Source organism: Chitinophaga sancti (assembly GCF_034087045.1).
In the GTDB taxonomy this organism is placed as follows: Bacteria; Bacteroidota; Bacteroidia; order Chitinophagales; family Chitinophagaceae; genus Chitinophaga; species Chitinophaga sancti_B.
The window spans coordinates 3,864,680-3,887,711 of record NZ_CP139247.1; the positions used below are offsets into that span (position 1 = coordinate 3,864,680).

A 23,032-nucleotide genomic window follows, 5' to 3' on the forward strand; every position below is an offset into this window, starting at 1 on the left:
TAAAGATCATATAGTAATTACCAGAATTAAACAGAATTATGATTACCTCGCAGAAAAAAATGCAAATGAAGGGATGGCTGTTGCTTTGTTTATTATTTGGTGCGTTTTTAAATGTACGTGCCCAGGTCAGTGATGGAGATGAAGACCCGATCACTGTGATCCGTGGTCCCTACTTACAGGTAGGATCACCTACCGCTATGACAATCCGCTGGCGTACAAATGTAGCCACACGTAGCCGTGTACGCTTTGGTACGACCGTGAACAAATGGGATCTCTTAAAAGATGATTCTACAATTACGACAGAACACATCGTGCGTATTTCAGGTTTACAACCTCATACCCGTTACTATTATACAGTAGGTACATTTGCCGATACATTGCAGGGCGATGCGAACAACTACTTCTATACCCTGCCGGCAGTGGGTAGCAAAGAACTGATCAGGGTTGGGGCATTTGGAGATTGTGGCAATAACTCCGCAAACCAGCGTAATGTAAAGCAATCCGTACTCAATTACCTGGGTAATAACTATATGGATGCGTGGATACTCTTAGGTGATAATGCGTATGGCAGTGGTACGGATCAGGAGTTCCAGACAAAGTTTTTCAATGTATATAAAGACGACCTGTTAAAACAGCACCCTTTGTATCCTACCCCGGGTAACCATGATTACAATGACCATGATTTTCCAGGTGCGGTAGAAGTAGCGATGCGTACGCACAAGACCGCGTATTATCAGAACTTCTCTATGCCGACAGAAGCAGAAGATGGTGGCGTACCTTCTCACACCCAGGCGTTCTTTTCATTTGATATCGGGAATGCACACTTCATTTCATTGGATAGCTATGGTAAAGAAGCAGATCAATATCGTCTGTACGATACACTGGGTCCGCAGGTACAATGGGTAAAACGTGACCTGGAAGCGAATAAGAATAAACAGTGGGTGATTGCTTACTGGCATCATCCTCCTTATACCATGGGCTCTCACAACTCTGACGAAGCAGATGAGCTGATCAGCATCCGTGAGAACTTTATCCGTATACTTGAGCGGAATGGTGTAGACCTCATCCTCTGCGGACATAGCCATGATTACGAGCGTTCCCGCCTCATGAAAGGACATTATGGCATGATGGATTCATTTGATCCTGCGGTACATAACCTGAGTCATTCTTCAGGGTTGTATGATGGTAGTGAGAATAGCTGTCCGTATGTAAAAGATTCACTGAATGCAGGAACGGTGTATGTGGTGAGTGGTTCGGCAGGTAAACTGGGTGGCAGACAAAAGACCTATCCCCACAAGGCGATGCAATATGCGAATGATTCGAATGGTGGAGCTTCGTTGTTAGAGATTGAAAACAACCGGCTGGATCTGAAATGGATCTGTGCAGATGGGGTGATCCGCGATCATTTCACGATGATGAAGGAAGTGGATAAGCACAATGAGATCAAAGCCAGGGCGGGACAGTCATTGACACTGACGGCTTCATTTGTGGGTAACTATAAGTGGAGTGAGAAGGGGCAGGCGACTAAGTCAATAACGATCAGGGTGGCAAAAGGAACCAGCACTTATACTGTAGAAGATAAGGAAGGTTGTGTAAAAGATACCTTTACAATTACAGCGCGATGAAGAGAATAAAGGTGCTCACCGGTTTGTGTTTGTTGTTGTGTATGGGGATAGTAGGTGAAACACCAAAAGGGTACCCGGAGCAGGCGATCCGGTATTTCAAAGAGCAGCAGGTCGTATTTGCATCAAAAGCAGGCGCTTTGAAAGCTGCCATTGAAAAGTATGATGTGAAAGATCCGGTTACTGTGGAGCAGGCGAAAGAAGCATTGAAGGAATGCAGGATTGCTTATAAACGCATTTCATTTTTCCTTGAATACTTCTTTGTGAGCGAAGCGTATGTGTTCAATACGCCGGCGAAGTATGAGGTAGAGGAACCTTATATAGAGTATGAAGAGCCGGTAGGATTGCAACAAGTAGAAGCGTTATTATATAGTCATGCATCGAAAGAAGAACTGATGCAGCAGGCAGACATCGTTGCTGAAACAGCGGCAGGTCTGCCTGCTTTGTTATATAACTTTAAGGCTACGGATGCGCAGGTGATGGAGAGTATCCAGTTAGAATTGATCCGGATACAGAGTTTGTATATAACGGGGTATGATGCGCCTTCCTTACAATGTGGGGTACCGGAGGCTGCGGCGGCGATGGATGCATTGCGGCATGTGGTGGGCGTAGATAGTATTCGCTCCGCGATGTCAAATGCGTTTGATTATTTGCATGACCATCCTGATTTTAATAGTTTTGATCGCCTCACGTTTATTACTGATTATGCCATGCCGGTGCAGCGAATGCTTTCAAATGCAGAAGCGACGCATACAGTTAGAGCGCTGAATACAACGGCGATATATGGTGGGCGGGATGCATTTAAGAAAGAAACCTTTACACAGGGAGCGGATATTACAGTCGATGGTAAGGGGGATGTAATACGTAACGCAGATAACAGTGCACCAAAGATTGGATACGATACGGCACTAGGACGTCGGTTGTTTTTCGAGAAAAAACTATCTGGCAATATGCAGCGCAGTTGTGCCACCTGCCATTTACCGGAAAAGCATTTTACAGATGGGATGCCGCAGAACGTGTCTTTGTCAGGAGGTTTTCTACCAAGGAATACGCCTTCATTATTATATGCAACCTACCAGTATGCACAGTTCTGGGATGGCCGGGCAAAGAGCCTGGAAGAGCAGATAGATGTGGTATTGCATAGTCCGACCGAGATGGGGGGAACGGATGATAGTATCGTGGCGCGAATGCAAATGCCGAAGGCGAAGGTCATCCGGGCGCTGGCGGCTTATATTCGTACATTGACCCCGTTCAATTCTCCTTTTGATCATTATATAGAGGGGGATAGAACAGCGATGACCAGTCAGCAGAAGCATGGGTTTAACATTTTTATGGGCAAGGCCCGGTGTGGGAGTTGTCATTTTGCGCCATTGTTCAATGGGCTGACGCCCCCGTTATTTAACAGAACAGAATTTGAAATATTAGGAGTACCCCTGTACAGTGATCTGCAGCATCCGGTGGCAGATACCGACAGGGGTAGGATAGCGGTGTTTCCTGTTACCTTTTATGAAGGTGCTTTTAAGACGCCTACCGTGAGGAATGCGGCTGCTACGGCACCTTTTATGCATCATGGGAATTTTAGTACCATGCAGCAGGTGATTGATTTTTACAATCAGGGGGGCGTGACGCCGGTGATGCATCAGACGTTGTCTTCTGATACATTGGGGTTGGATAAGGGGGAGCAGCAGGCGCTTATTTCATTTTTAGAGGCATTGGTGGATGGGGTGTAAATGGGGGTGACTTCCAGACAGCGTCAATCTTCCCGGCAAACTCTCCAATAGTCTGCAGGCCATTTACCTTTACATATTTTACAGCAGCAGGTTTTGTTGGTGGTAGCCCGCGCTTTGGCATTTGCTTTTTTTGCGTGCAACCCCAAATTAAAAACAGGAAAATAAGGTACCGGGTCATTTTGCAAGAATTTTATCTCTCCATCTCAAAAATGGTTTTTCAACCAGGAGCCTGAGCAGCGATGCAGCCGTGAGGCAGGTGATCGTACAAATTACAAACATCATTGTACTCTTCTTATCAATCCCCCATTGCGAGACGATCTTCTGGGTCACATGAATGACTATCTTATGGCTCAGGTACAGTGCATAACTCAGCGCTGCCAGTGAGCGGGTGATCCAGCTACCCTGTCTATATAAGAAGCATGCAGGGCTGGCGGCAGCAGCTACAATACAACCATAGCCAATGGCAATCAGGGGGAAACCATAAATGGATTCATTAAACAGGTCTTCGTTGTCACACAGGATGTAGGCGCCTGCCAGTATGAGTAGTCCTGCTACCAGGAGCGGGGTACTGTATTTATATAGCTTTTCTTTTATGGCGGCGAGACTAATACCTACCAGCAAGCCATCCAGCCGGCAGAAGGTAGGGTAGTAGATCCATTTGTACCACACCATCCAGTTATCGGTGGTAGCGGGTAAATAGAAATGGTTCCAGCAGTAATAGCGAACGCCAAAACCAGCGAGGAATAGGGACGCGATGAACCAGGGTGCGATTTGCGTCAATCGGTAGGTTCTGAAAAAGATGATCAATATAGGTAAGAGAAGGTAGAATTGCTCTTCGATACAGAGGGACCAGGCATGGGAGAAGGCGCCGGTGTTTTTCAGGTCGAGGCCAATGTTTTGGGTGAAGGTGAGGAATTTCCATAATGGAGGGAGGGTATCACGCTCCCGCAGGTACGGAAATAGAAAGTACAGTGCTACAATTAGGAAGTAGGCGGGGAAGATGCGGAAGACCCTTTTGGTATAGAAGGTCTTTAAAGAGATCGGATCTTCATTGAATAGTTGGCCGGCAATGAGGAAACCACTGAGCACGAAGAAGAGATCTACGCCTGTCCAGCCGAAGCTACCGACTGTGTAAATCCAGTTTGGGTGGCCGAATAGGTTGTAATGGAAAAGGAATACGAAGGTGATGGCAAATGCGCGAAGATGGTCAAGCCCGTTGAGCTTGCGGGTGATCGGTTGATGTAGCATAGTAAGTAATGGGAAAGGATTGCAAAATAGTATTTTTTAAATAGTGTACAACGAAGAGATGTAATTTTATTTATAGTGATTTGCGAAGCGGATATTATTCATTTGGTTTGATACTTGCATGAATTACACCGGGTGTATATTTCTTATTGGTCACCTTCCTTTTGGGGAAGGCGATTTTTTATTTACATTCATAGCTATGAAAAAACTGACTGCGGAATTTTACAACCGGCCTGAGGTATTGACGATAGCAAAGGAGCTACTGGGCAAGATCATAGTAACCCGGTTTGATGGGGTACTGACGACAGCGCGGATTGTGGAGACGGAAGCATATAGAGGAGTGGTAGACAAGGCGAGTCATGCCTATGGTGGGCGTCGCACCCAACGTACAGAGGTGATGTTTGGGGCGGCGGGCAATGCGTATGTATATCTGTGTTATGGGATCCACTTCTTATTTAATATAGTGACGAATGAGGCGGAGATTCCGGAGGCGGTGTTGATCAGAGGGGCGGAGCCGCTGGAGGGAATTCCGGAAATGTTGAAACGGACAGGGAAGGCGAAGGCCGATTTTACACTGACAAGGGGGCCGGGGAATGTGAGTAAGGCGTTGGGGATTGATAAAATACATACGGGGTATAGTTTGTTCTCGGAGGATTTTTACCTGGCGGAGGATGGGTATGTGCCTGAGAAGGTGGTAGCGACACCCCGCATAGGGGTTGATTATGCGGGGGCGGATGCGTTGTTGCCGTATAGGTTTATAGTGGAGGGGAGTAGGTATGTGAGTGGAAAAAGGATTGTCTGAGATTTATTGATTTTAAGTATTAAAGATGGAGTCAGGTAGCCTTTTGGTAAAGGCCCTGGACCAATTCGGGATTGAAAGTAAATCCTGTAGATGCCTAATAGCCTTTTTCATTTAGCACCTTAAATCCTGTAGATACTTAATGGCCTCTTTCATTTAGCAACTTTTCAATAAATGCGCTATACTCATCCCGCATAGGCAGTACATCATTCACGACCAATGTCCTTCTTTGTACAGTCATCTGTTGTCCGGTCACCGGATTGATTCCTTCTTTCTCCGTCTCTCCCCAATATATCCCAATTTCTCGCTTTTGCCAGTCTGGCAATTCATTGAAATTAATTCCATATGAAAAGAGCAATTCATTCTTCTGGGCAGTACTCAAATGATTGATGGTCTTTGTTGCCGCATTGGCCGACTGTCCATTTTTCCTCAATATCCAATAGCAGTGAGCACTAAGGGCATTACGGTGGGCGTCTTCATTGCGCCAGCGGAAATAATCTACTACCAGTTGTGCATTTGGCAACTCACAGATACGGCAGTCGAAAGCTCCAATATGCCCTAATTGTAAAGAGATTTTAGCGCTGGCCTCGCCGGCGAGGATGGAGGTATATTTCCGGATCTTCCTGGAAAAGGAGTTTTCATGCAGGTCAAAGAGGAGGGAGATTTCATCGCTTTCTGTGTAGATATTATATTTTCTATTTTGGGTCAAAGTGATGTATTACTGTCTTTCAGCGCGGGTAGGGTTGGTATTGTCTACCACGAAAGGCATGTGGGTACTGAAGCAGGCGTGGAGGAAAATGTCTTCCCGATTCCTGGTGTTCAGGAGGTCCAGGGATATTCTGGCATGTGAATTGAAAAAATGTTCACTGTAGAAGGTGGATTTGCCGCTGGCCTGAATGCCGCAGAAGATGATTGCTTCCATGAGAGTCAAAGATAGGTATTAATAGAAGATTGTTAATATTGGCGGGAAGTAGGGATGATTTTTTTCTGGAATTATTAAGGCTATTTTGGAATTATTTTATGACTATTCTGGAATTATGTTAAGCCTTTTCAGGAATTATGTATCTGTGCATACCAGCAATCCATTGCCTGCTACTTCCAGCTTTCTTTAAAAACATTCAAACCAAAATCGTTCGCCCATATGCATTTTACCTTTACGGTTTACATTGGAATTTTACTCGTGATCCTGTTTTTAGTGATGATCGCCGGGCGACTAAAAATCTCTTATCCAATAGTATTAGTAATCGGAGGGTTGGCGATAAGCTTCATCCCTGGATTACCAAAGATCAGTATCGATCCTGAATTGATCTTCCTGATCTTCTTACCTCCATTATTATATGAAGCCGCCTGGCATACGAGCTGGAAAGAACTCTGGCGGTGGCGGCGTATTGTGAGTTCATTTGCATTTTTAATAGTACTCCTCACATCGGGCGTGATTGCGATTGTATCGAGTAACCTCATTCCCGGTTTTACGCTGGCATTGGGCTTCTTATTGGGAGGGATTATTTCACCGCCGGATGCGGTAGCTGCTACGACCGTATTAAAAGAAGTAAAAGTACCGAGGTCACTGGTGAATATACTGGAAGGCGAGAGTTTGTTGAATGATGCTTCCAGTTTGATTGTGTTCAGGTTTGCACTGATCTCTGTGGCGACAGGGAAATTTGTATTTCATGAGGCGGTGACGAGTTTCTTTTTAGTGATATCGATGGGAATATTGGTCGGCCTGGCAGTGGGGATGATCTTTTATGCGATTCATAGATGGTTGCCTACGAATGCGAGTATGGATACGGTGTTGACATTTGTAGCGCCTTATGTGATGTATATCACAGCGGAAAGCATGCATTTTTCGGGGGTATTGGCCGTGGTGACGGGTGGATTATTTATGTCGAATAAGAGTCATCATTTCCTGTCGCATCTGAGTAGAATCAGGGGGGTGAACGTATGGTCTACGATAGGGTTTGTATTGAATGGTATTATCTTTTTATTGATAGGGTTGGAGTTGCCGGTGATTGTGCAGGAAATGGGAGATATATCTTTGGGAAGGGCGATCTGGTATGGGTTGATCATTACGTTTGTGGTGATTGTGATGAGGTTATTGTGTACGATGGGAGCGGCGTTGTTTACGAAGGTGGTGAGTAAGTATATAAAGACGGCGGATAATAATCCCGGGTGGCGGTTGCCGATTGTGTTTGGATGGGCGGGGATGCGGGGTGTAGTATCCTTGGCGTCAGCATTGTCGATACCGTTGATGCTGGATAAGGAGCATGTGTTTCCGATGAGGGACCTGATATTGTTTATTACGTTTATGGTTATTTTGATCACGTTAGTGTTTCAGGGGTTGACATTGCCGTTGGTGGTGAAGTGGGTGAAGTTGGGGGAGGATCGGTTTTTTATGCCGGAGCATGAGCAGGAGGCGATTATGAGGAAGAAGATGGCGTCGTATGCGTTGGATTTGTTGAATAATAAGTATGGGGAGGAGATTGAGGGCAATGATCTGTTGAAGTCGTTGAAGGCGAGGTTGGAGGGGGATGTGACGTTTGCGAATAGTTATATTGCTTCGGAGGAGGGGAATGAGATGGTGTCGCATAAGATAGACCGGTATAAGGTGGTGTTGACGGATTTGATCAATGAGCAGCGGGGGATATTGAGGAAGATGAATAAGAAGGATAGTATGGATGAGGAAATGATCAGAAAGCATTTGGCGCAGTTGGATTTGGAGGAGGAGTATTTGGTACAGCGGTTTTAGGGTTGAATGTGGACGCAGATTTGGTATTGATAATAAAAGGGCAGATGTGGTAAGGATAATGTGGACGCAGATTTGGTATCGATAATAAAATGGCAGATATGGTAAGGATAATGTGGACGCAGATTTGGTATTGATAATAAAATGGCAGATATGGTAAGGATAATGTGGACGGGATTTGGTATTGATACTAAGAGGGTAGATTTGGTAATTTGATCCATCACCGATTTTAAAATTGACAACATCTTAATATTAATCCAATACAGACTGAGGTTTTAATTTCTCAGTCTGTATTGGAAATAAATTCTTCAAAATAATTGTCATCATACCAATTACATTCAGTGTAGAAGTAGTCAATAGCGTGATCAATACCGCATCTGACAAGTGCAATTGTAATAAGAAATTATTAAAATAAAGCACTGTCATTACTGTAAACAACCAGCATGTAATATTGATAATGAATGAATACGTGATATGCTTCCTGAGATCTGTATCAGTGGAATATCGCCGTAGCCGAATAGCTTCAAATTCTGAGTCTGAAGGTGGATTACCTTCACCATCTATCACTTCGTAAAAAGGGTTTTGATCCGGAACTGGTGGATGGGTTTCCAAACTATGGATGATAATTGTATCCATTAATTACTTTAATTATGCTGCAGTGGTACCAGCCTTGATTAATTTATTTTTAAAATGTTCATATACCTTCAACATTGGCACTATTGAGTAACCCCTTATAATTGACTTTCTCCATGGATTATCTTCAGTGAAAAATGCTAAAGTAGCGATACGACCATGATAATGCCCATAGGTATTCCATATTCGGTCCAATAAATGCTGGTCTTCCTTTGAAATAGTCTGATTTCCCTGTGGATTAGGCAGTTTTTTATAATAAAGATTCAATCTGGATTCCAGCATATTCTCCCATAATGAATCAAATGTAGCACAGGTTCTCCTGCATACCAGCGGTTCCTTAATTAAGGTGGATTTACCTTCAGAAAACGCGAGGTACCAACCATATGAGTAGTATACTAAACCAATAAGTTGAGGAACAGTAATCGGTACATATTGTGATCCATACGTAGTAATAAAATAATTGGCAATTGTAGTTGGATTATAGGCCATAGTCTTTTATAGTTTGGTCTTTTAATAATTTAGTCTTCTGATAAAATAATCTTTTATAGTTTGGTCTTTTAATAAAATGATCTTTCAATGAAATAATCCTTCCTGGCTTGGTCTTTTAATAATTTTGTCTTTCAGTAAAATAATCTTTCCCCATTCAGTCTTTCTATAATTTAGCTTTTCAGTAAAATAATCTTTCCCCATTCAGTCTTTCTATAATTTAGCTTTTCAGTAAAATAATCTTTCCCCATTCGATCCTTCAATAATTCCCCCTCTCATAATCCCAAATCTACACCCTTCTTTTCTGTTCATTTTGTTCATTCCTCCATTCCCCCCACCTCCCCCTCGCCATTTCCCTGAACAAAATAAAATTCCCTAAATTCACTCCGCAAAATCTACCCTTTTATGAATCGTATCACCCTTGTCGCCACCGGCGCCCTGCTCTCTTTCGCAGCCTGCCAGTCCACCGGCACAAACAACCACCAGCTTGTCCAGCTACAAGCCCAGACCTACCTGGATGGCTACAACAAACAATTCCAGGACCTCATCTACAAAGACAACCTGGCCCAATGGACGCTGAATACCCGTATTGTAAAAGGAGATACCGTGAGCCAGCAGCTGGCTGATGCCGCCGATAAGGTGCTGGCTGAATATACCGGTAGCAAAGCAAACATTGACTCTGCTCAGAAATACCTGCAATTAAAAGAACAACTCACTCCCTTACAAATAAGGCAGTTCGAAGTCATCCTCTTCAACGCAGGCAATAACCCCGCTACCGCCGGCGATATCGTAACCCGCCGTATCAGCGCCACCAACAAACAATTATCTGCTCTCTATGGATTCAAGTTTACCCTCGATGGCAAACCCGTTACTACCGGACGTATCGATGAAATACTGGAATCTTCCAACAACCTGCAGGAGAGAAGAAAAGCATGGACCGCCAGCAAAGAAGTAGGTAAGACACTAAAAAACGGACTGGATTCCCTGCAGTTCCTGCGAAATGCTTCTGTTACTCCTTTGGGCTATAAAGACTTCTTCGACTATAACGCCCGCGAATATGGCATGAGCGAAGATGAAATGATCAAACTGACCCGCCAGTTTGTAACAGAAATATGGCCGTTGTATAGAGAACTGCATACCTGGGCACGTTATACCCTGGCTGAGAGATATAAACAACCCGTACCTGATTATATTCCCGCCGACTGGTTGCCTAACCGCTGGGGACAAGACTGGTCCTCCCTGGTGGATGTAAAAGGACTGAGTATCGATTCTATCCTCAAAGTACATGGTGCTGAATGGATGGCACATCAAAGTGAAGACTTTTACAAGAGCCTCGGTTTCGATGCACTGCCCCCTGTTTTCTGGGAAAAGAGTAGCCTGTACCCGGTACCTGCAGATAGTCCGTTCACCAAGAATAACCACGCCTCTGCATGGCATATGGACCTGGATAAAGATGTGCGTTCTTTAGAAAGCATTACCCCTACCACCGATTATTGGAGTACGGTGTTACATGAATTCGGACATATCTATTATTATATGTCTTACAGCCGTCCGGAGATCCCCGTAATTTTGCGTGGTGGCGCCAATAGGGGCTTTCATGAAGCCTTTGGTACCATGATGGGATTAGCCTCTTTACAAAAGCCTTTCCTTGAAAATCTGAATTTGATTCCTAAGAATACGACGACCAATGATACACTGAAATTGCTAAAAGAAGCATTGAGTTATGTAGTAAGTCTGCCATGGAGCAGTGGGGTGATGACGGAGTTTGAATATAATCTGTATGCAAAAAAACTCCCGAAAGATCAGTATAATCAGGCATGGTGGAAACTGGTAAAACAATTCCAGGGGATCGTACCACCTACGGAGAGAGGAGAGGAGTATTGTGATGCCGCGACCAAAACGCATATCAATGATGATCCCGCCCAGTATTACGATTACTCTATTGCGAGTGTGCTGGTATTCCAGTTTCATGCTTACATTGCTGATAATATCCTGCACCAGGATCCACATGCCACTAACTACTGGGGAAATAAAGCCGTGGGTGATTTCCTGAAAAAGGTGATGAGCCCTGGCGCCAGTATTGATTGGAGACAACAGCTGAAAGATGACCTGCATACTGATATGAGTGCGAAGCCAATGGTTGCTTATTTTAGTGTGTTGATGGATTATCTGAAGAAAGCGAATGCCGGTAAGAAATATTCATTGCCTGCGCAACCTGTTTTTGATTAAACACTTAAATAACGCGCAGGAAACTCACCTGCGCGTTATTTAAACAAAACTAACAATTGACCACAACGCCGCCCCTGCAATCAACACCCACAACACAACTCCCTGCACAAACGGCCTGATCCCCACTGCCCTCAACACCTTTGCATTCAATCCACACCCGATCAGAAACAATGTCAGCGTCAATCCTGCCTTAGCAATATCTACCACATAATGACCATATTCCTGTACAATAGGTATATACGTATTCAACACCATCGCCACGATAAAGAACCCTATAAATAAAGGCACCTTTACCTTCTTCTTATCAACAGAACTCAGCAGAGAAAGCGGAATGATCCATAACGCCCTCGCCAGCTTCACCGTAGTCGCCACCTGCAGGGCGGTTGTTCCATACTTACTGGCAGCCCCTACTACAGAACTGGTATCATGTATCGCAATCGCACTCCACAGCCCAAACTGTGTCTGCGTAAGATTTAACAAATGGCCAACAAAAGGAAAAAGAAAAAGCGCAAAAGAGTTTAAGATAAAGATCGTGCCCAGTGCCACGGATATCTGTTTTTCTTCAGCTTTGATTACAGGAGAAATCGCTGCTATCGCACTCCCACCGCAAATCGCCGTACCCGCAGATATCAGGTAAGCTATCTTTTTATCAATTTTTAACAATTTTCCAAGCAGCGTTCCGAATACCAATGTACCCATAATAGACGCTACGGTAAACCATAACCCCTGACTCCCCGCATGCAGCGCACTCGTTACATTCATCCCAAATCCCAATCCTACTACTGAGATCTGCAATAACAAATGGGTCGCCTTATGATTTAAATGTAAATATGGATGCCCGACAAACTGGGCAATGATTAACCCCATCAATAAAGCCACCGGCGGCGTGATGAGCGGTGTAAGGCAAAATACGAATGCCAGCAGAAAGATGACTTCCCTTGTTGTAAGACTAACTGTCCGGTCTAAAAATGTTTTGTTAATTGTTTTCATTTGCTCACAAATGTCCGGCGAAGCAATGGCAAATGAAAATCGAAAATGGTAATGGGTTATAACTTTAAGTTATGCAAAAGGGGCGATAAAAAGATCCTTTTTATCACCCCTTTCTACTTAAAAAAAACACTATTTCACTACATCTTCCAATTCTACATCTTCATTGTTATCACTGTCCTCCTGCAGCAGCACATCCTGGATATTTGACTTATCCTGGTGCCTGTTGCCATCCTCTTTTCTACCCCTGACCTTCACTATCTGTGCTTGTAGCACATCTACACACTCATTCACAGCAGGTTCAAAGTGAGGACTCACTTTCTTTACAAAATGATCCTGACCGGGTACTTCCAGCCTGATTTCACAATAATTATTTTCAGGCGTACTATCCGGCCCTTTATATAATGTAACGTTTGCACGTACGATTTTGTCTGTTTTTAACGTGTTCAGCTTTTCACGGATATATGACTCAAGTGCATTACTAGCTTTAAATCCGAGGGATTGAATAATAATATCCATAGTTCAATATTTTTACTGAAGTAACTACAGGAATTGTGCCAGATGAAATCAGGCAACCAACTGATGCCGGTTAGTGCGCTATAAAAATTCTGTTCGCAGGTGAATGGCAATCTACAAAATGCAGGAGATGCAGTTCGTCAATTATTTCATGTCATTCATGTAACGGCGTCGGGAAATAACCCACCTTTTGCGTAACTTCAGATAGATGCGTAACTGGTTCTACAAATACAAACTTTACCACATCCCCTTCTGGATGCTCTACCAGTTTATATGGTGGACAGTGGCCGTGGGGAACCCCATCAAAGCAGCGACCATCATATTTACCACCACCATGTTTCCAAAGTATTTTACCTATGTATTCTGGGAAATATTGGCAGTGTATTTCAATTTGTATTTTCTATTGCCTAAGTATTTTGAAAAGGGAAAATATACGACCTATGTCATCCTGCTGGTAGCGACTACGTTGTTAACAGCTTGTTGTATTGTACCGGGGTATTACCTAACTGCTTCGCTGGCAGGTACGACTGTGAAGGAGCTCTTTCATACAGATAGTTTCCTGAGCATTATATTGGCCAACTCCCTGCCCAGCGCTATTGCTGCTATGACCCTGGCCATGAGCATCAAACTGGGTAGAAGCTGGCTGCAAACCAGGCGAAGAGAACAGTTACTGGAAAAAGAGAAACTGGAAACCGAACTGAATTACCTCAAGTACCAGTTTAACCCCCATTTTCTCTTCAATACCATCAATTCCATTTTCTTCCTGATCCATAAGAACCCGGACATGGCCTCTGCCTCACTGGCCAAATTCTCTGACCTGCTCAGGCACCAGTTGTATGAATGTAACGATAAGCAGATCCTGCTGAATAAAGAAATTGCTTACCTTGAAAATGGAATAGAACTGGAAAGACTGCGGCAGAACGCCAATGTAGAGGTCGATATCCAGCTGCCGGCACAATACGATGCCAGGCTGGGCATTGCCCCGTTTATATTGATGACCTTCGTAGAGAATGCCTTTAAGCATGTATCAAAGCATACTGATCAGCAAAACTGGGTACAGATTGAGTTGCAGATAAACGGTCAGGAACTGCAATTGGCCGTGGCAAACAGCGTATCCGGTGCTGACAGTGAAGAAGTAGTGCACTACGGAGGTATTGGATTGAAAAATGTACGGCGCCGGCTGGACCTGATGTATCCCGGTCAGTATAACCTGACCGTAAATAGCAATAGCACCACTTTTACCATATTACTTAATTTACAATTGTCCATATTGCAAAGTATGCCCATCATGCATAAAATAGCCTGAAAACGATGATAAACTGTGTAATCATAGATGATGAACCCCTGGCCCGCGAAGGGATGGCGGACTATGTGAAGGAAATCGATTTTCTGCACCTGATCGATACCTGCGAAAACCCGGTAGCGCTCATGAAACTGATGGATCAGTATCCCGTAGACCTCATTTTCCTGGATATCCAGATGCCAAAGATGAATGGCATCGATTTCCTGAAGATCATCCGGAAACCACCTATGGTGATTATCACAACGGCCTATCCTAGCTATGCGCTGGAAGGATTTCAGCTGAATGTGATGGACTACCTGCTAAAACCTATCACTTTTGACCGTTTTTTTAAGGCGGTAAGCAAGGCAAGGGAATACCATCAGCTGGTGAACAGGCCCGCTGTACAGAAGGCGGAGGCTGCAACAGATTACTGCTTTATCAAGTGCGGCAGCAAGTATGAAAAGATCCATTTTGAGGATATTTTGTATGTGGAAGGTATGCAGAACTATATTACCATTTATACTGTAAAAGGGAAATATGTAACTTTACTCTACCTGAAAAACCTGGAACAAAATCTTGATAGCAATGCCTTTATCAGGGTGCACAAATCTTACATTGTAGCCATTGATAAAATTGAGGCGATAGAAGGGAATGAGATCTTTATTCAGCAACACAGGATCCCCATCAGCCGAAATTACAGGGAACAGGTGATTGAACAGGTGGTGTCAAATAAATTGTGGGATAAGATCCGTTTTTCGTAAACTGGTAGCACGATTACCACGATGGATTGAAAAGGTGCAAACATGACTCCATGACCGCCGTGAATGACCCATTCTAAAACCGGATCAATAAGACAAATCTTTATGACATGCATTCAGATCTGCACATTCCGGAACCCTCTATAGCCTTACTGACAGGGCTTTTTCCAGATATACCAGTTTCTGCTAATGAATCATAAAAAGAGATACAGCCGAACCGAACATTGCATCAGGCATGTTGTTTGGTAATAAGAAGCGACTTAACTTAGATGCATGCCTGAAATAATTGAGAGTTTTGCAAGCGACATTGAGAAAGTACAACAGATTGCTATCGTACCATCCCTGTTGGAAGTGATTTGCCGTACAACCGGTATGGGGTTTTCTGCAATTGCCCGTGTGACAAAGGATAGATGGATAGCCTGTGGAGTAAGAGATGAAATTAATTTCGGCCTGGTACCCGGTGGTGAACTGGAAGTGGGCACTACCATCTGTGACGAAATCAGGGATAGCGGAAAGGCCGTGGTGATAGACCATGTAGCAGAAGATGCCTTGTATTGCAATCACCATACCCCTAGAATGTATGGCATACAAAGTTATATTTCAGTACCTATCATGCTGAAAAACGGTGAGTTTTTCGGTACCCTCTGTGCAATCGATCCACGCCCGGCAAAATTAATAGAACCTAAGATCGTCAATATGTTCCAGCTCTATGCAGAGCTGCTGGCATTTCATTTGCAAAGCCAGGAAACCATGCTTGAAATGAGCAAACAACTCAATGAAAGTATCGAAGAGAACAAGCAATACCAGTTTATTTCCCATCATAATTTGCAGGAACCTTTGCGCAAGCTCCGTTTATTCAGTGATATCCTGATTGATGCTGTGGATACCAATAAGGCAGAAAAAGCAAAGGAATATGCTGTGCGGATTAATAACAATGCGCAGCGGATATCTATGATGATCCGTGACCTGTCAGAATATTCCGGTTTGAATGATAGCAAGATCCTGTATGAATCCGTGGACCTGGACAAGGTGGTCCATGATGTTTGTACACAACTATCTGTCCAGGAGGCTGTGACTGTGGGGCCACTTCCTGTAATTTCAGGGATTAATGCCCAGATTGAACAACTATTTTACCAGCTGATCCACAACGCAGTGAAGTTTGCAGCCCATGAGCGGCCTTTGCAAATTGACATCAGCGGAGAGGAAGTGGTACTGAAAAAACGCTATATAGCAATCAGGGTGGCAGATAATGGAAAGGGGATTGAAAAACAGGAAATGGAGAAGATATTCGACCTCTTTGCACATATACAATCCGGCGTAGGACTGGCTTATTGCAGGAAGATCGTCCGCAATCACGGTGGTGATATCGAGGTAAATTCCACACCGGGAGTAGGAACGACCTTCACACTATTATTACCTTTGAAGAATTAGAAATTAAAGAGGACATGGTAACTGATGATGTTATGATCTTCACCCGTTATACCCAACAGATAACCTGCACCTAATTCTATGTTTTTCCTTCTGTATGTTCTGCCTACTGCCAACCTGATACCTGCACTGAACGCAGCACCGGTAGAGAAGGGTGAACTGGTACCAATACTTTTGGTTTCGTTGAACTGGTAAACTTCATGATAATAACGCAGCTGTACACCATAGCCAACACCCCCAAAAAAGCCGAACCGGGCAGGTGCTTTCTGGGATGAACCCGCACCATAGGCAAAGTTGAATAGTACTGGCAGTTGTACGATCACGCTTTGCCAATCGTCTATCACTATTGTATCATTTGAATTCTGGGAGAAATAAGTTGATGCATAACCCACCCGTAAAGGTGCCGTAATGGATAAAGCATATTTCCGGGTTTCCAGGAATGTTACTCCCGGTGTGTAGGCAATTCCAATGTAAGGATTGTTGCCAGAATAATTAGTTTCGTCATGTAATATGCTTATTCCTAATCCATTGGTAAAATGTTGGGAATGGCAGGTTAAAAAAGCGGTTACGCAGAAAAGGGATATAAGAAGACTTTTTTTCATAGGATCTATTGATTTACAAATGTATAAAATAAATATCTATTGGTTTTGTCCAATTCAGAAACCCCCGGTTGTTATAAGGGCAAAATCTCAAAATCATGAAAAAAAGACTGAACTATTTTCAGGTAGCCAACAATGCCCTGCAAGCTTTAAGCGGTTTTGCCCCTTATCTGGCAAAATCTCCTCTAGACAAATCTTTATTAGAATTGATTTATTTTCGGGTATCGCAAATTAACAGTTGCGCCTTCTGTCTGGATATGCATACAAAAGAACTGCGTGCTATGGGTGAAGAAGAACATCGTCTGTATTTAATGGATGCATGGAGAGAAGCCCCTTTTTATTCAGACAGAGAGCGGGCGGCCCTGGCTTTTGCAGAAGCCCTCACCAAAGTGAGCACAGGCAATGTATCTGATGAAGTATATAATGCCGCTGCTGCACAGTTTTCAGAAGGAGAACTGGTAGACCTGGCCATTGCTATTGTGGCGATCAATAGTTACAACCGTTTGAACATCGCATTTGGTTCACCCATGCCGGTAGGCTCTTATAAAGTCGGGCAGTTCGCCGCAAAAAATTAATGCTATGAATGAGTTCTTATTGATCTTCAGAAAAGACAATTCCAAAGAGGCACAACCTTCTCCATCCGCATTACAGGCGAGTATCAAGCCCTGGCAGGAATGGCTGGGTAAACTGGATGCCGCCGGGGCCCTGGTGAGTCATGGCAACCGCCTCAGGCCCGAAGGGGCTGTGATCAAAGCGGGTAAGATCGTTACGGACGGACCTTATCCGGATATCAAGGAATCCATTGGTGGATTTGTGATCATCAAGGCGATAGATCTGGCGGCTGCTACTGAGATCGGGAAGGACTGCCCGGTTTTAGATGCCCCCTGGAACGGATCTGTGGAAGTACGTATGCTCTCCAAAGAAGTGTAATGGAAGATCAGGAGTTGCTCCCATATTTATTCAGGACAGAGTACAGGAAGATCATTGCTGTACTCTGTCAGCTTTTTGGTATTGCACACATTGAAACGGCTGAAGACATTGTGAGTGATACTTTCCTCTCTGCCACAGAATTGTGGAGTGAGCAGGGGCTTCCTCCAAACCCTGTGGCATGGCTGTATACCGTGGCCAAACGCAAGACGCTGAACCATATAAAAAGAGATGCGTTATTTGCAAAGAAGATAAGTCCGGAGATCAGGAACGCAAGTCAGGATATAACAGAAATGGATATTGATCTGTCAGATCAAAGTATTCATGATAGTCAGCTGGCAATGATTTTCACAGTTTGTAATCCGGGTATTCCCGAGGAATCGCAGGTAGCGCTGGCATTGAACCTGTTGTGTGGCTTTGGCGCACAGGAGATAGCGGATGCGTTTCTCACCAATAAAGATGTCATTTACAAAAGGCTGCAAAGGGCCAAAGACAAGCTGAAAGCAGATCATATTGCTATCACCGCTCCTTCTGCCGAAGCTGTGCGTGACCGTTTGGATACGGTGTTGACTACATTATACCTGTTATTCAGCGAAGGGTATTACTCTACCTCGCAGGATACGATCTTACGGAAAGACCTTTGCCTGGAGGCGATGCGGCTCACTTATTTACTGGCTTCGCATGCGCCCACCGCTGTGCCCCCGGTACATGCATTGTTGTCACTGATGTGTTTTCATGCGTCGCGGTTCGAAGCAAGAGCAGATCAGCAGGGAGAGATGATCTTATATGAGGACCAGGATACGAACTTGTGGGACCAGGAGCTGATTGCAAGAGGAACGTATTATTTGAACCAGGGTGCAACGGGCCATGTACTGACCAAATATCATTTAGAAGCAGGCATTGCTTACTGGCATACCCACAAGGAAGATAGCAGGGAGAAATGGGAGCAGATATTACATTTATACGATCAGCTGGTATTGATGGAGCCTTCTCCCATTGCTGCGCTGAACAGGATCTTCGCATTGGCGAAGGTTATGGGCAATGCAGCAGCGATAGAAGCTGCTACATTGTTACCATTGCAGGATAATCATTTTTATTATGCTTTGTTAGGGCATTTGTATACACCCCTGGATCGTACACAGGCCATGGTGCATTTCCGGAAAGCCTTGTCACTGGCTGTCACTGCGGCTGACAAGGAGGCTATCAGAAAGCAGATGCTGTAGCTGTTTTATTTTAGCCGGTGTATGCAGCGACTTTCTCAGGTCTGCTACGCTCAAATTACCCGACCTGCTTTTGTACAGGAAGGTTTTAAAAGGGTATTCATGCAGACGGTCGCTGTGTGCAATAGCGAAAAGGTCAAGTTGTTCTTTGAGTTTCGCCAGCGAAGCATCGAGGTCTGTTAAATAAGATTGTTTGTGATCCAGATATTCCTTTACTGCTGGCGATTCTTTGTACGCCAGTTTATCCAGTTCTTTTTGAATAGCGCTTATTTCCATGTTATCCCAGTCTTTACTTTCCAGCACAGGTATTTGCCATTGCGCCTGTTGTTCTTTCCAGTGATCTGTTTCAACTTTTACCTGGTGGATGATAAAACGGGGCAGCTCGATGGCGGTGAGGTAACCACCATGACAGGCGCCGGTATCGATGCCGTAGGTATTGTTGACGATGCGGGGGAGATTGCCGGTGACGGAGTGACCATAGATGACAGGTTTCGTACCGGTGTAATGATCTGTCCAGTATACGGAGGGTGTAACGCCGGTATGATGATTGGAGTGACCAGCATATTTTTTCTTCAGGTATCTCTCACCGGCAGTCGTGCCACTCAGTACATCCTGTCTTTGCGCATGCAGGGGCAGGCCATGTTCCATAGCTGCATGTACGATGATCGCATCGTCTGTTTCAAAATAATAAGGCAATTTCATGGCCCAGGCCAGGAAATGAGGATATTGCTCACCCATCTGTACTTTCACAATTTCCTGTGCGTAATTGTGAATGCCTTGCAGGTGTTTTCGTTCATGGTTACCCATGAGTGTAATGGTATTAGGGCGATCCATAAAGTACTGCCATACTTCTTTGGATGTGTTGCCACGGTCTACGAGGTCGCCCACTGAGATCAGCAGATCTTCGTCCCGGAGGCCGGTTTTTTCCAGTAGGGTCAACAGCTCATGGTAGCAGCCGTGGATATCCCCCACAACTATTGTTCTTTTCATGTCACAATATTATTTGCGAATAGCGTAGTCTTTCTGCGTATTTCTTATTTTGCAGTACAACTTTTTACAGGGAATGAGATTTGTAACTTTACTATTGTTATGCTGTACATTGGGTGCAAAGGCCCAAACCATTGTATCCCATGCATTTGGAGATGCCCACAACCCCGCTGTTATTTTTATGCATGGAGGCCCGGGCAGTAATGCTATTAATTTTGAAACTACTACCGCCGCAAAACTCGCAGCACAGGGTTTTTATGTGATCACTTACGACCGGAGGGGAGAAGGTCGTTCTGTGGATGCGAAGGCAGCGTATACTTTTCAGCAATCTTATGATGACCTGAATAACCTGTATAAACAATACAATGTGAAAAGAGCGACCCTGATCGGGTTTAGTTTTGGAGGGATTGTAGCTACAGGTTATGCGGCAAAATATCCGGCACAGGTGCGGGCATTGGTGCTGGTGAGTGCGCTGGTCGATTTGCAGGAGACATATAAAACAATTATTGCCTCCTGTAAAAAGATATATACTTCCAATAATAATACAGCAGGTTTAAAAGACCTGACCGCGTTAGAAAAACTGGATCGTAGTTCCATTGAATTCAGGAGAGGGTGTTTTAAACAGGCTTCTAAAAACGGTTTCTTTGCCACACCGAACAGAACCCCGGCTGCACAGGCGATTTATAAACAACTGGATGCGGACACCTTGTACCAGCATTATGCAAACCTGAACAATGATACCCCCGCCAATGAGTTTTGGAAACATGAAAAATATTCTACCATCAATAACCTGCCTGTCCTCGCGAAAATAGTGAAGCAGGGAGTGCCTGTGTTTGCTATGTATGGCATGGATGATGGATTGTATTCACCCGGGCAGATAGATGCACTAAAGGCCGTGATAGGTGTTAATCATGTCCTTTATTTTCGGGATGCGGCGCATTATTTATACAATGACCAGCAGGTGCATTTCCTGGGTGGCATGCTGGTGTTTTTATCATATTAGTTACCTTTGGTGATATGGAGATTACGCAGCGTCAACGGAATTTATTACTCTACATCCTGGAATGTTTAGCAGGCACGGCGATTGGATTTTACCTGTACCGCGTTTATCCTACCATCGGTGCCTGGGCCCTGATCTCTATTATTCTGGTATTGGCGCCAGACAGGAAAGATGCGATGACACTGGCTAAAACCCGTATCAAGGCGAACCTGGTAGGGGCTACCATTGGATTGACGATCTTCTTTATCCACCCGGTAAATCTGTTGATGATGTGTATAGGAGTCACCCTTTCCATCATCGCTTGTGAATTACTGAAATTACAGCCTGCTACCCGATCGGCGGCAATTGCCGTATTGATCATCACCATGCATGAACCGGGTAAATACTTCTGGGATGTGGCATTGGAGCGGGGAGGCGGGGTATTGGCAGGTTGTGTGATCGGGATGCTCATTACCTGGATCTTTCATACAGTCATTATCCGTTCTAAAAAAGTGATACGAAAAATAGGAAAATGAAAATAGCTACTTATAATGTGAATGGGGTGAATGGCCACCTGGCAGTATTACTCCGCTGGTTGACAGAAACAACGCCGGATGTGGTGTGCTTGCAGGAACTGAAAGCGCCACAGGAAAAGTTTCCGGAAGCAGCGATCCTCGAAGCAGGATATACCGCCATCTGGCACGGACAAAAGAGCTGGAATGGGGTGGCAATCCTGTCTCGCATCGGCAAACCTGAAGAAGTAAGAAGAGTGTTGCCCGGTGATCCTGAAGATCTGCATAGCCGGTATATAGAAGCTGTTGTAAATGGTATCACCATTGCATGTTTGTATCTGCCAAATGGAAACCCGGCTCCGGGACCAAAGTATGATTATAAGTTAGGATGGTTCAAGCGGCTGCATGCACATGCACAGGAATTGATGGACAGTGGTAAACCAGTGATTATACTCGGTGATTACAATGTGATCCCTACGGAGAAAGATGTATATAAACCTGCCAGCTGGGTCACTGATGCGCTCTTTTTGCCACAAACCCGTGAAGCGTTTGAGCTACTGAAGTCGCAGGGGTGGACAGATGCATTACGGAAATTATACCCGGAAGAAACCATCTATACCTTTTACGATTATTTCCGTAATGCGTATGGTAGAAATGCGGGTTTAAGAATAGATCATTTTTTGGTAAGTCCGGATGTAGAAAAACGATTGATAGCCGGCGGCGTGGATAAGGAAGTGAGGGGATGGGAGAAGACAAGCGACCACTGTCCGGTATGGATTACAATAACAGACTAATATGAATATTAAATCCTTATTACCGTACGATCGTTATACCCTGACTACCAGATTGAATGAGGGGGAAGTGAGGCGGAGACTGGAAGCCAATGTGGCTCCCCCAAAGAAACCTTTTAGCTTGTTGGTACAACGTTATGGGCTAAAAAAGAATATGACGGACAAGCCTTATGTAGGTGTGGTAGTAGGCCCTCGTTTTGAAATAGCGAGAGTCATTAACTACAAGAATTCTTTTCTGCCGGTTACCAAAGGGGAGATGAGTAATTTTCTTGGGCAGACGGAGATAAAGGTGAAAAGTAGTCCTCATCTGGCCGTCATGATATTTTCAGGCGTCTGGTTGTTCATGGTATTGGTAGGTTGTGTGGCGGTTTTGGGAGCATCTATCAATGATGGGTTTGAGCCTGTGATGTTAATACCTTTTGGGATGTTTGTATTTGGTTGTTTACTATTTACAATTCCTTATAAGTTGGAGGCGAAGAAGACGAAGCGATTTCTGGCGGAGTTGCTGGAAGCTGAGGAAGTTAAAGAAGGTTAAAATGCTATTTGGGAAGTGTATCAT

Annotated in this window: 24 protein-coding genes; 15 read left to right on the forward strand and 9 right to left on the reverse strand. The window is 44.4% G+C overall.

The window, feature by feature from the left end; translation table 11 throughout:
- Positions 1–38: 38 nt before the first annotated feature.
- Positions 39–1,625 (forward strand): metallophosphoesterase family protein, encoded by a 1,587-nt coding sequence (locus SIO70_RS15910; protein WP_320581839.1) that lies wholly within the window; start codon positions 39–41, stop codon positions 1,623–1,625.
- The gene (locus SIO70_RS15915) at positions 1,622–3,352 is read left to right on the forward strand and encodes a cytochrome-c peroxidase (RefSeq protein ID WP_320581840.1); all 1,731 of its coding nucleotides are present in this window, start codon (positions 1,622–1,624) and stop codon (positions 3,350–3,352) included. Before SIO70_RS15910 ends, SIO70_RS15915 begins: the two co-directional genes overlap by 4 nt.
- Before the next feature lie 174 nt (positions 3,353–3,526).
- On the opposite strand, the gene SIO70_RS15920 is transcribed toward SIO70_RS15915, so the two are convergent.
- A complete protein-coding gene (locus SIO70_RS15920) occupies positions 3,527–4,600 on the reverse strand; it encodes an acyltransferase (protein WP_320581841.1) in 1,074 nt (357 codons plus the stop codon).
- A gap of 196 nt (positions 4,601–4,796) precedes the next feature.
- Here SIO70_RS15920 and SIO70_RS15925 point away from each other — a divergent pair, with 196 nt between their 5' ends.
- Positions 4,797–5,399 (forward strand): DNA-3-methyladenine glycosylase, encoded by a 603-nt coding sequence (locus SIO70_RS15925; protein WP_320581842.1) that lies wholly within the window; start codon positions 4,797–4,799, stop codon positions 5,397–5,399.
- 136 nt (positions 5,400–5,535) lie between these two features.
- Here the strand turns inward: SIO70_RS15925 and SIO70_RS15930 are convergent, their stop codons facing one another.
- Both SIO70_RS15930 and SIO70_RS15935 read right to left on the reverse strand, forming a co-directional pair.
- On the reverse strand, positions 5,536–6,105 hold the full coding sequence (locus SIO70_RS15930) for a tRNA(His) guanylyltransferase Thg1 family protein (RefSeq protein WP_320581843.1): 570 nt from the start codon (positions 6,103–6,105) through the stop codon (positions 5,536–5,538).
- Positions 6,106–6,114: 9 nt separating this feature from the next.
- A complete protein-coding gene (locus SIO70_RS15935; protein ID WP_320581844.1) occupies positions 6,115–6,318 on the reverse strand; it encodes a hypothetical protein in 204 nt (67 codons plus the stop codon).
- A gap of 219 nt (positions 6,319–6,537) precedes the next feature.
- Between SIO70_RS15935 and SIO70_RS15940 the strand changes: the two genes are divergently transcribed.
- A complete protein-coding gene (locus tag SIO70_RS15940) occupies positions 6,538–8,142 on the forward strand; it encodes a Na+/H+ antiporter (protein WP_320581845.1) in 1,605 nt (534 codons plus the stop codon).
- A gap of 249 nt (positions 8,143–8,391) precedes the next feature.
- Here the strand turns inward: SIO70_RS15940 and SIO70_RS15945 are convergent, their stop codons facing one another.
- Both SIO70_RS15945 and SIO70_RS15950 read right to left on the reverse strand, forming a co-directional pair.
- Positions 8,392–8,775 carry a hypothetical protein gene (locus SIO70_RS15945; RefSeq protein WP_320581846.1) on the reverse strand — a complete coding sequence of 128 codons (384 nt, stop codon included), beginning with the start codon at positions 8,773–8,775 and terminating at the stop codon, positions 8,392–8,394.
- Positions 8,776–8,787: 12 nt separating this feature from the next.
- Positions 8,788–9,261 carry a hypothetical protein gene (locus SIO70_RS15950; RefSeq protein ID WP_320581847.1) on the reverse strand — a complete coding sequence of 158 codons (474 nt, stop codon included), beginning with the start codon at positions 9,259–9,261 and terminating at the stop codon, positions 8,788–8,790.
- A gap of 402 nt (positions 9,262–9,663) precedes the next feature.
- On the opposite strand from SIO70_RS15950, the gene SIO70_RS15955 reads away from it, so the two are divergent.
- Complete coding sequence (locus tag SIO70_RS15955; protein WP_320581848.1) at positions 9,664–11,487, forward strand: M2 family metallopeptidase; 1,824 nt, start codon at positions 9,664–9,666, stop codon at positions 11,485–11,487.
- A 39-nt stretch (positions 11,488–11,526) separates the two neighbouring features.
- Here the strand turns inward: SIO70_RS15955 and SIO70_RS15960 are convergent, their stop codons facing one another.
- Both SIO70_RS15960 and SIO70_RS15965 read right to left on the reverse strand, forming a co-directional pair.
- Positions 11,527–12,477, reverse strand: coding sequence for a YeiH family protein (locus SIO70_RS15960; RefSeq protein ID WP_320581849.1), 951 nt, complete (start codon positions 12,475–12,477; stop codon positions 11,527–11,529).
- Positions 12,478–12,606: 129 nt separating this feature from the next.
- On the reverse strand, positions 12,607–12,993 hold the full coding sequence (locus SIO70_RS15965) for an HPF/RaiA family ribosome-associated protein (protein ID WP_083727027.1): 387 nt from the start codon (positions 12,991–12,993) through the stop codon (positions 12,607–12,609).
- A gap of 205 nt (positions 12,994–13,198) precedes the next feature.
- Between SIO70_RS15965 and SIO70_RS15970 the strand changes: the two genes are divergently transcribed.
- From SIO70_RS15970 to SIO70_RS15980, 3 genes are all read left to right on the forward strand, one after another.
- Entirely contained in the window at positions 13,199–14,296 is a 1,098-nt protein-coding gene (locus tag SIO70_RS15970) for a sensor histidine kinase (protein ID WP_320581850.1), read from the forward strand.
- Between the two features lie 5 nt (positions 14,297–14,301).
- Positions 14,302–15,033 carry a LytTR family DNA-binding domain-containing protein gene (locus SIO70_RS15975; protein ID WP_320581851.1) on the forward strand — a complete coding sequence of 244 codons (732 nt, stop codon included), beginning with the start codon at positions 14,302–14,304 and terminating at the stop codon, positions 15,031–15,033.
- A 270-nt stretch (positions 15,034–15,303) separates the two neighbouring features.
- A complete protein-coding gene (locus tag SIO70_RS15980) occupies positions 15,304–16,461 on the forward strand; it encodes a sensor histidine kinase (protein WP_320581852.1) in 1,158 nt (385 codons plus the stop codon).
- On the opposite strand, the gene SIO70_RS15985 is transcribed toward SIO70_RS15980, so the two are convergent.
- The gene (locus tag SIO70_RS15985) at positions 16,458–17,060 is read right to left on the reverse strand and encodes an outer membrane beta-barrel protein (RefSeq protein ID WP_320581853.1); all 603 of its coding nucleotides are present in this window, start codon (positions 17,058–17,060) and stop codon (positions 16,458–16,460) included. The genes SIO70_RS15980 and SIO70_RS15985 overlap by 4 nt on opposite strands.
- 95 nt (positions 17,061–17,155) lie before the next feature.
- Here SIO70_RS15985 and SIO70_RS15990 point away from each other — a divergent pair, with 95 nt between their 5' ends.
- From SIO70_RS15990 to SIO70_RS16000, 3 genes are read left to right on the forward strand one after another with little or no spacing between them, the layout of a single operon-like run.
- Positions 17,156–17,632, forward strand: a complete 477-nt coding sequence (locus SIO70_RS15990) for a carboxymuconolactone decarboxylase family protein (protein WP_320581854.1) — start codon at positions 17,156–17,158, stop codon at positions 17,630–17,632.
- 4 nt (positions 17,633–17,636) lie between these two features.
- Positions 17,637–17,987 carry a YciI family protein gene (locus SIO70_RS15995; RefSeq protein ID WP_320581855.1) on the forward strand — a complete coding sequence of 117 codons (351 nt, stop codon included), beginning with the start codon at positions 17,637–17,639 and terminating at the stop codon, positions 17,985–17,987.
- A complete protein-coding gene (locus tag SIO70_RS16000; protein ID WP_320581856.1) occupies positions 17,987–19,207 on the forward strand; it encodes an RNA polymerase sigma factor in 1,221 nt (406 codons plus the stop codon). The genes SIO70_RS15995 and SIO70_RS16000 overlap by 1 nt, the downstream gene beginning before the upstream one ends.
- On the opposite strand, the gene SIO70_RS16005 is transcribed toward SIO70_RS16000, so the two are convergent.
- Positions 19,154–20,194 (reverse strand): metallophosphoesterase, encoded by a 1,041-nt coding sequence (locus SIO70_RS16005; RefSeq protein ID WP_320581857.1) that lies wholly within the window; start codon positions 20,192–20,194, stop codon positions 19,154–19,156. The genes SIO70_RS16000 and SIO70_RS16005 overlap by 54 nt on opposite strands.
- 73 nt (positions 20,195–20,267) lie before the next feature.
- Between SIO70_RS16005 and SIO70_RS16010 the strand changes: the two genes are divergently transcribed.
- From SIO70_RS16010 to SIO70_RS16025, 4 genes are read left to right on the forward strand one after another with little or no spacing between them, the layout of a single operon-like run.
- A complete protein-coding gene (locus SIO70_RS16010) occupies positions 20,268–21,194 on the forward strand; it encodes an alpha/beta hydrolase (protein ID WP_320581858.1) in 927 nt (308 codons plus the stop codon).
- A 14-nt stretch (positions 21,195–21,208) separates the two neighbouring features.
- Positions 21,209–21,706, forward strand: a complete 498-nt coding sequence (locus SIO70_RS16015; protein ID WP_320581859.1) for an FUSC family protein — start codon at positions 21,209–21,211, stop codon at positions 21,704–21,706.
- The gene (gene xth, locus SIO70_RS16020) at positions 21,703–22,476 is read left to right on the forward strand and encodes an exodeoxyribonuclease III (protein WP_320581860.1); all 774 of its coding nucleotides are present in this window, start codon (positions 21,703–21,705) and stop codon (positions 22,474–22,476) included. Before SIO70_RS16015 ends, xth begins: the two co-directional genes overlap by 4 nt.
- A 1-nt stretch (position 22,477) precedes the next feature.
- The gene (locus SIO70_RS16025; RefSeq protein ID WP_320581861.1) at positions 22,478–23,008 is read left to right on the forward strand and encodes a hypothetical protein; all 531 of its coding nucleotides are present in this window, start codon (positions 22,478–22,480) and stop codon (positions 23,006–23,008) included.
- Positions 23,009–23,032 lie beyond the last annotated feature (24 nt).

Bases quoted from the DNA above. Each gene is read 5' to 3' on its own strand.
- SIO70_RS15910 (WP_320581839.1), top strand. From the start codon at position 39: ATGATTACCTCGCAGAAAAAAATGCAAATGAAGGGATGGCTGTTGCTT.
- SIO70_RS15915 (WP_320581840.1), top strand. From the start codon at position 1,622: ATGAAGAGAATAAAGGTGCTCACCGGTTTGTGTTTGTTGTTGTGTATG.
- SIO70_RS15920 (WP_320581841.1), bottom strand. From the start codon at position 4,600: ATGCTACATCAACCGATCACCCGCAAGCTCAACGGGCTTGACCATCTT.
- SIO70_RS15925 (WP_320581842.1), top strand. From the start codon at position 4,797: ATGAAAAAACTGACTGCGGAATTTTACAACCGGCCTGAGGTATTGACG.
- SIO70_RS15935 (WP_320581844.1), bottom strand. From the start codon at position 6,318: ATGGAAGCAATCATCTTCTGCGGCATTCAGGCCAGCGGCAAATCCACC.
- SIO70_RS15940 (WP_320581845.1), top strand. From the start codon at position 6,538: ATGCATTTTACCTTTACGGTTTACATTGGAATTTTACTCGTGATCCTG.
- SIO70_RS15945 (WP_320581846.1), bottom strand. From the start codon at position 8,775: ATGGATACAATTATCATCCATAGTTTGGAAACCCATCCACCAGTTCCG.
- SIO70_RS15950 (WP_320581847.1), bottom strand. From the start codon at position 9,261: ATGGCCTATAATCCAACTACAATTGCCAATTATTTTATTACTACGTAT.
- SIO70_RS15955 (WP_320581848.1), top strand. From the start codon at position 9,664: ATGAATCGTATCACCCTTGTCGCCACCGGCGCCCTGCTCTCTTTCGCA.
- SIO70_RS15960 (WP_320581849.1), bottom strand. From the start codon at position 12,477: ATGAAAACAATTAACAAAACATTTTTAGACCGGACAGTTAGTCTTACA.
- SIO70_RS15965 (WP_083727027.1), bottom strand. From the start codon at position 12,993: ATGGATATTATTATTCAATCCCTCGGATTTAAAGCTAGTAATGCACTT.
- SIO70_RS15970 (WP_320581850.1), top strand. From the start codon at position 13,199: ATGCGTAACTGGTTCTACAAATACAAACTTTACCACATCCCCTTCTGG.
- SIO70_RS15975 (WP_320581851.1), top strand. From the start codon at position 14,302: ATGATAAACTGTGTAATCATAGATGATGAACCCCTGGCCCGCGAAGGG.
- SIO70_RS15980 (WP_320581852.1), top strand. From the start codon at position 15,304: ATGCCTGAAATAATTGAGAGTTTTGCAAGCGACATTGAGAAAGTACAA.
- SIO70_RS15985 (WP_320581853.1), bottom strand. From the start codon at position 17,060: ATGAAAAAAAGTCTTCTTATATCCCTTTTCTGCGTAACCGCTTTTTTA.
- SIO70_RS15990 (WP_320581854.1), top strand. From the start codon at position 17,156: ATGAAAAAAAGACTGAACTATTTTCAGGTAGCCAACAATGCCCTGCAA.
- SIO70_RS15995 (WP_320581855.1), top strand. From the start codon at position 17,637: ATGAATGAGTTCTTATTGATCTTCAGAAAAGACAATTCCAAAGAGGCA.
- SIO70_RS16000 (WP_320581856.1), top strand. From the start codon at position 17,987: ATGGAAGATCAGGAGTTGCTCCCATATTTATTCAGGACAGAGTACAGG.
- SIO70_RS16005 (WP_320581857.1), bottom strand. From the start codon at position 20,194: ATGAAAAGAACAATAGTTGTGGGGGATATCCACGGCTGCTACCATGAG.
- SIO70_RS16010 (WP_320581858.1), top strand. From the start codon at position 20,268: ATGAGATTTGTAACTTTACTATTGTTATGCTGTACATTGGGTGCAAAG.
- SIO70_RS16015 (WP_320581859.1), top strand. From the start codon at position 21,209: ATGGAGATTACGCAGCGTCAACGGAATTTATTACTCTACATCCTGGAA.
- xth (WP_320581860.1), top strand. From the start codon at position 21,703: ATGAAAATAGCTACTTATAATGTGAATGGGGTGAATGGCCACCTGGCA.
- SIO70_RS16025 (WP_320581861.1), top strand. From the start codon at position 22,478: ATGAATATTAAATCCTTATTACCGTACGATCGTTATACCCTGACTACC.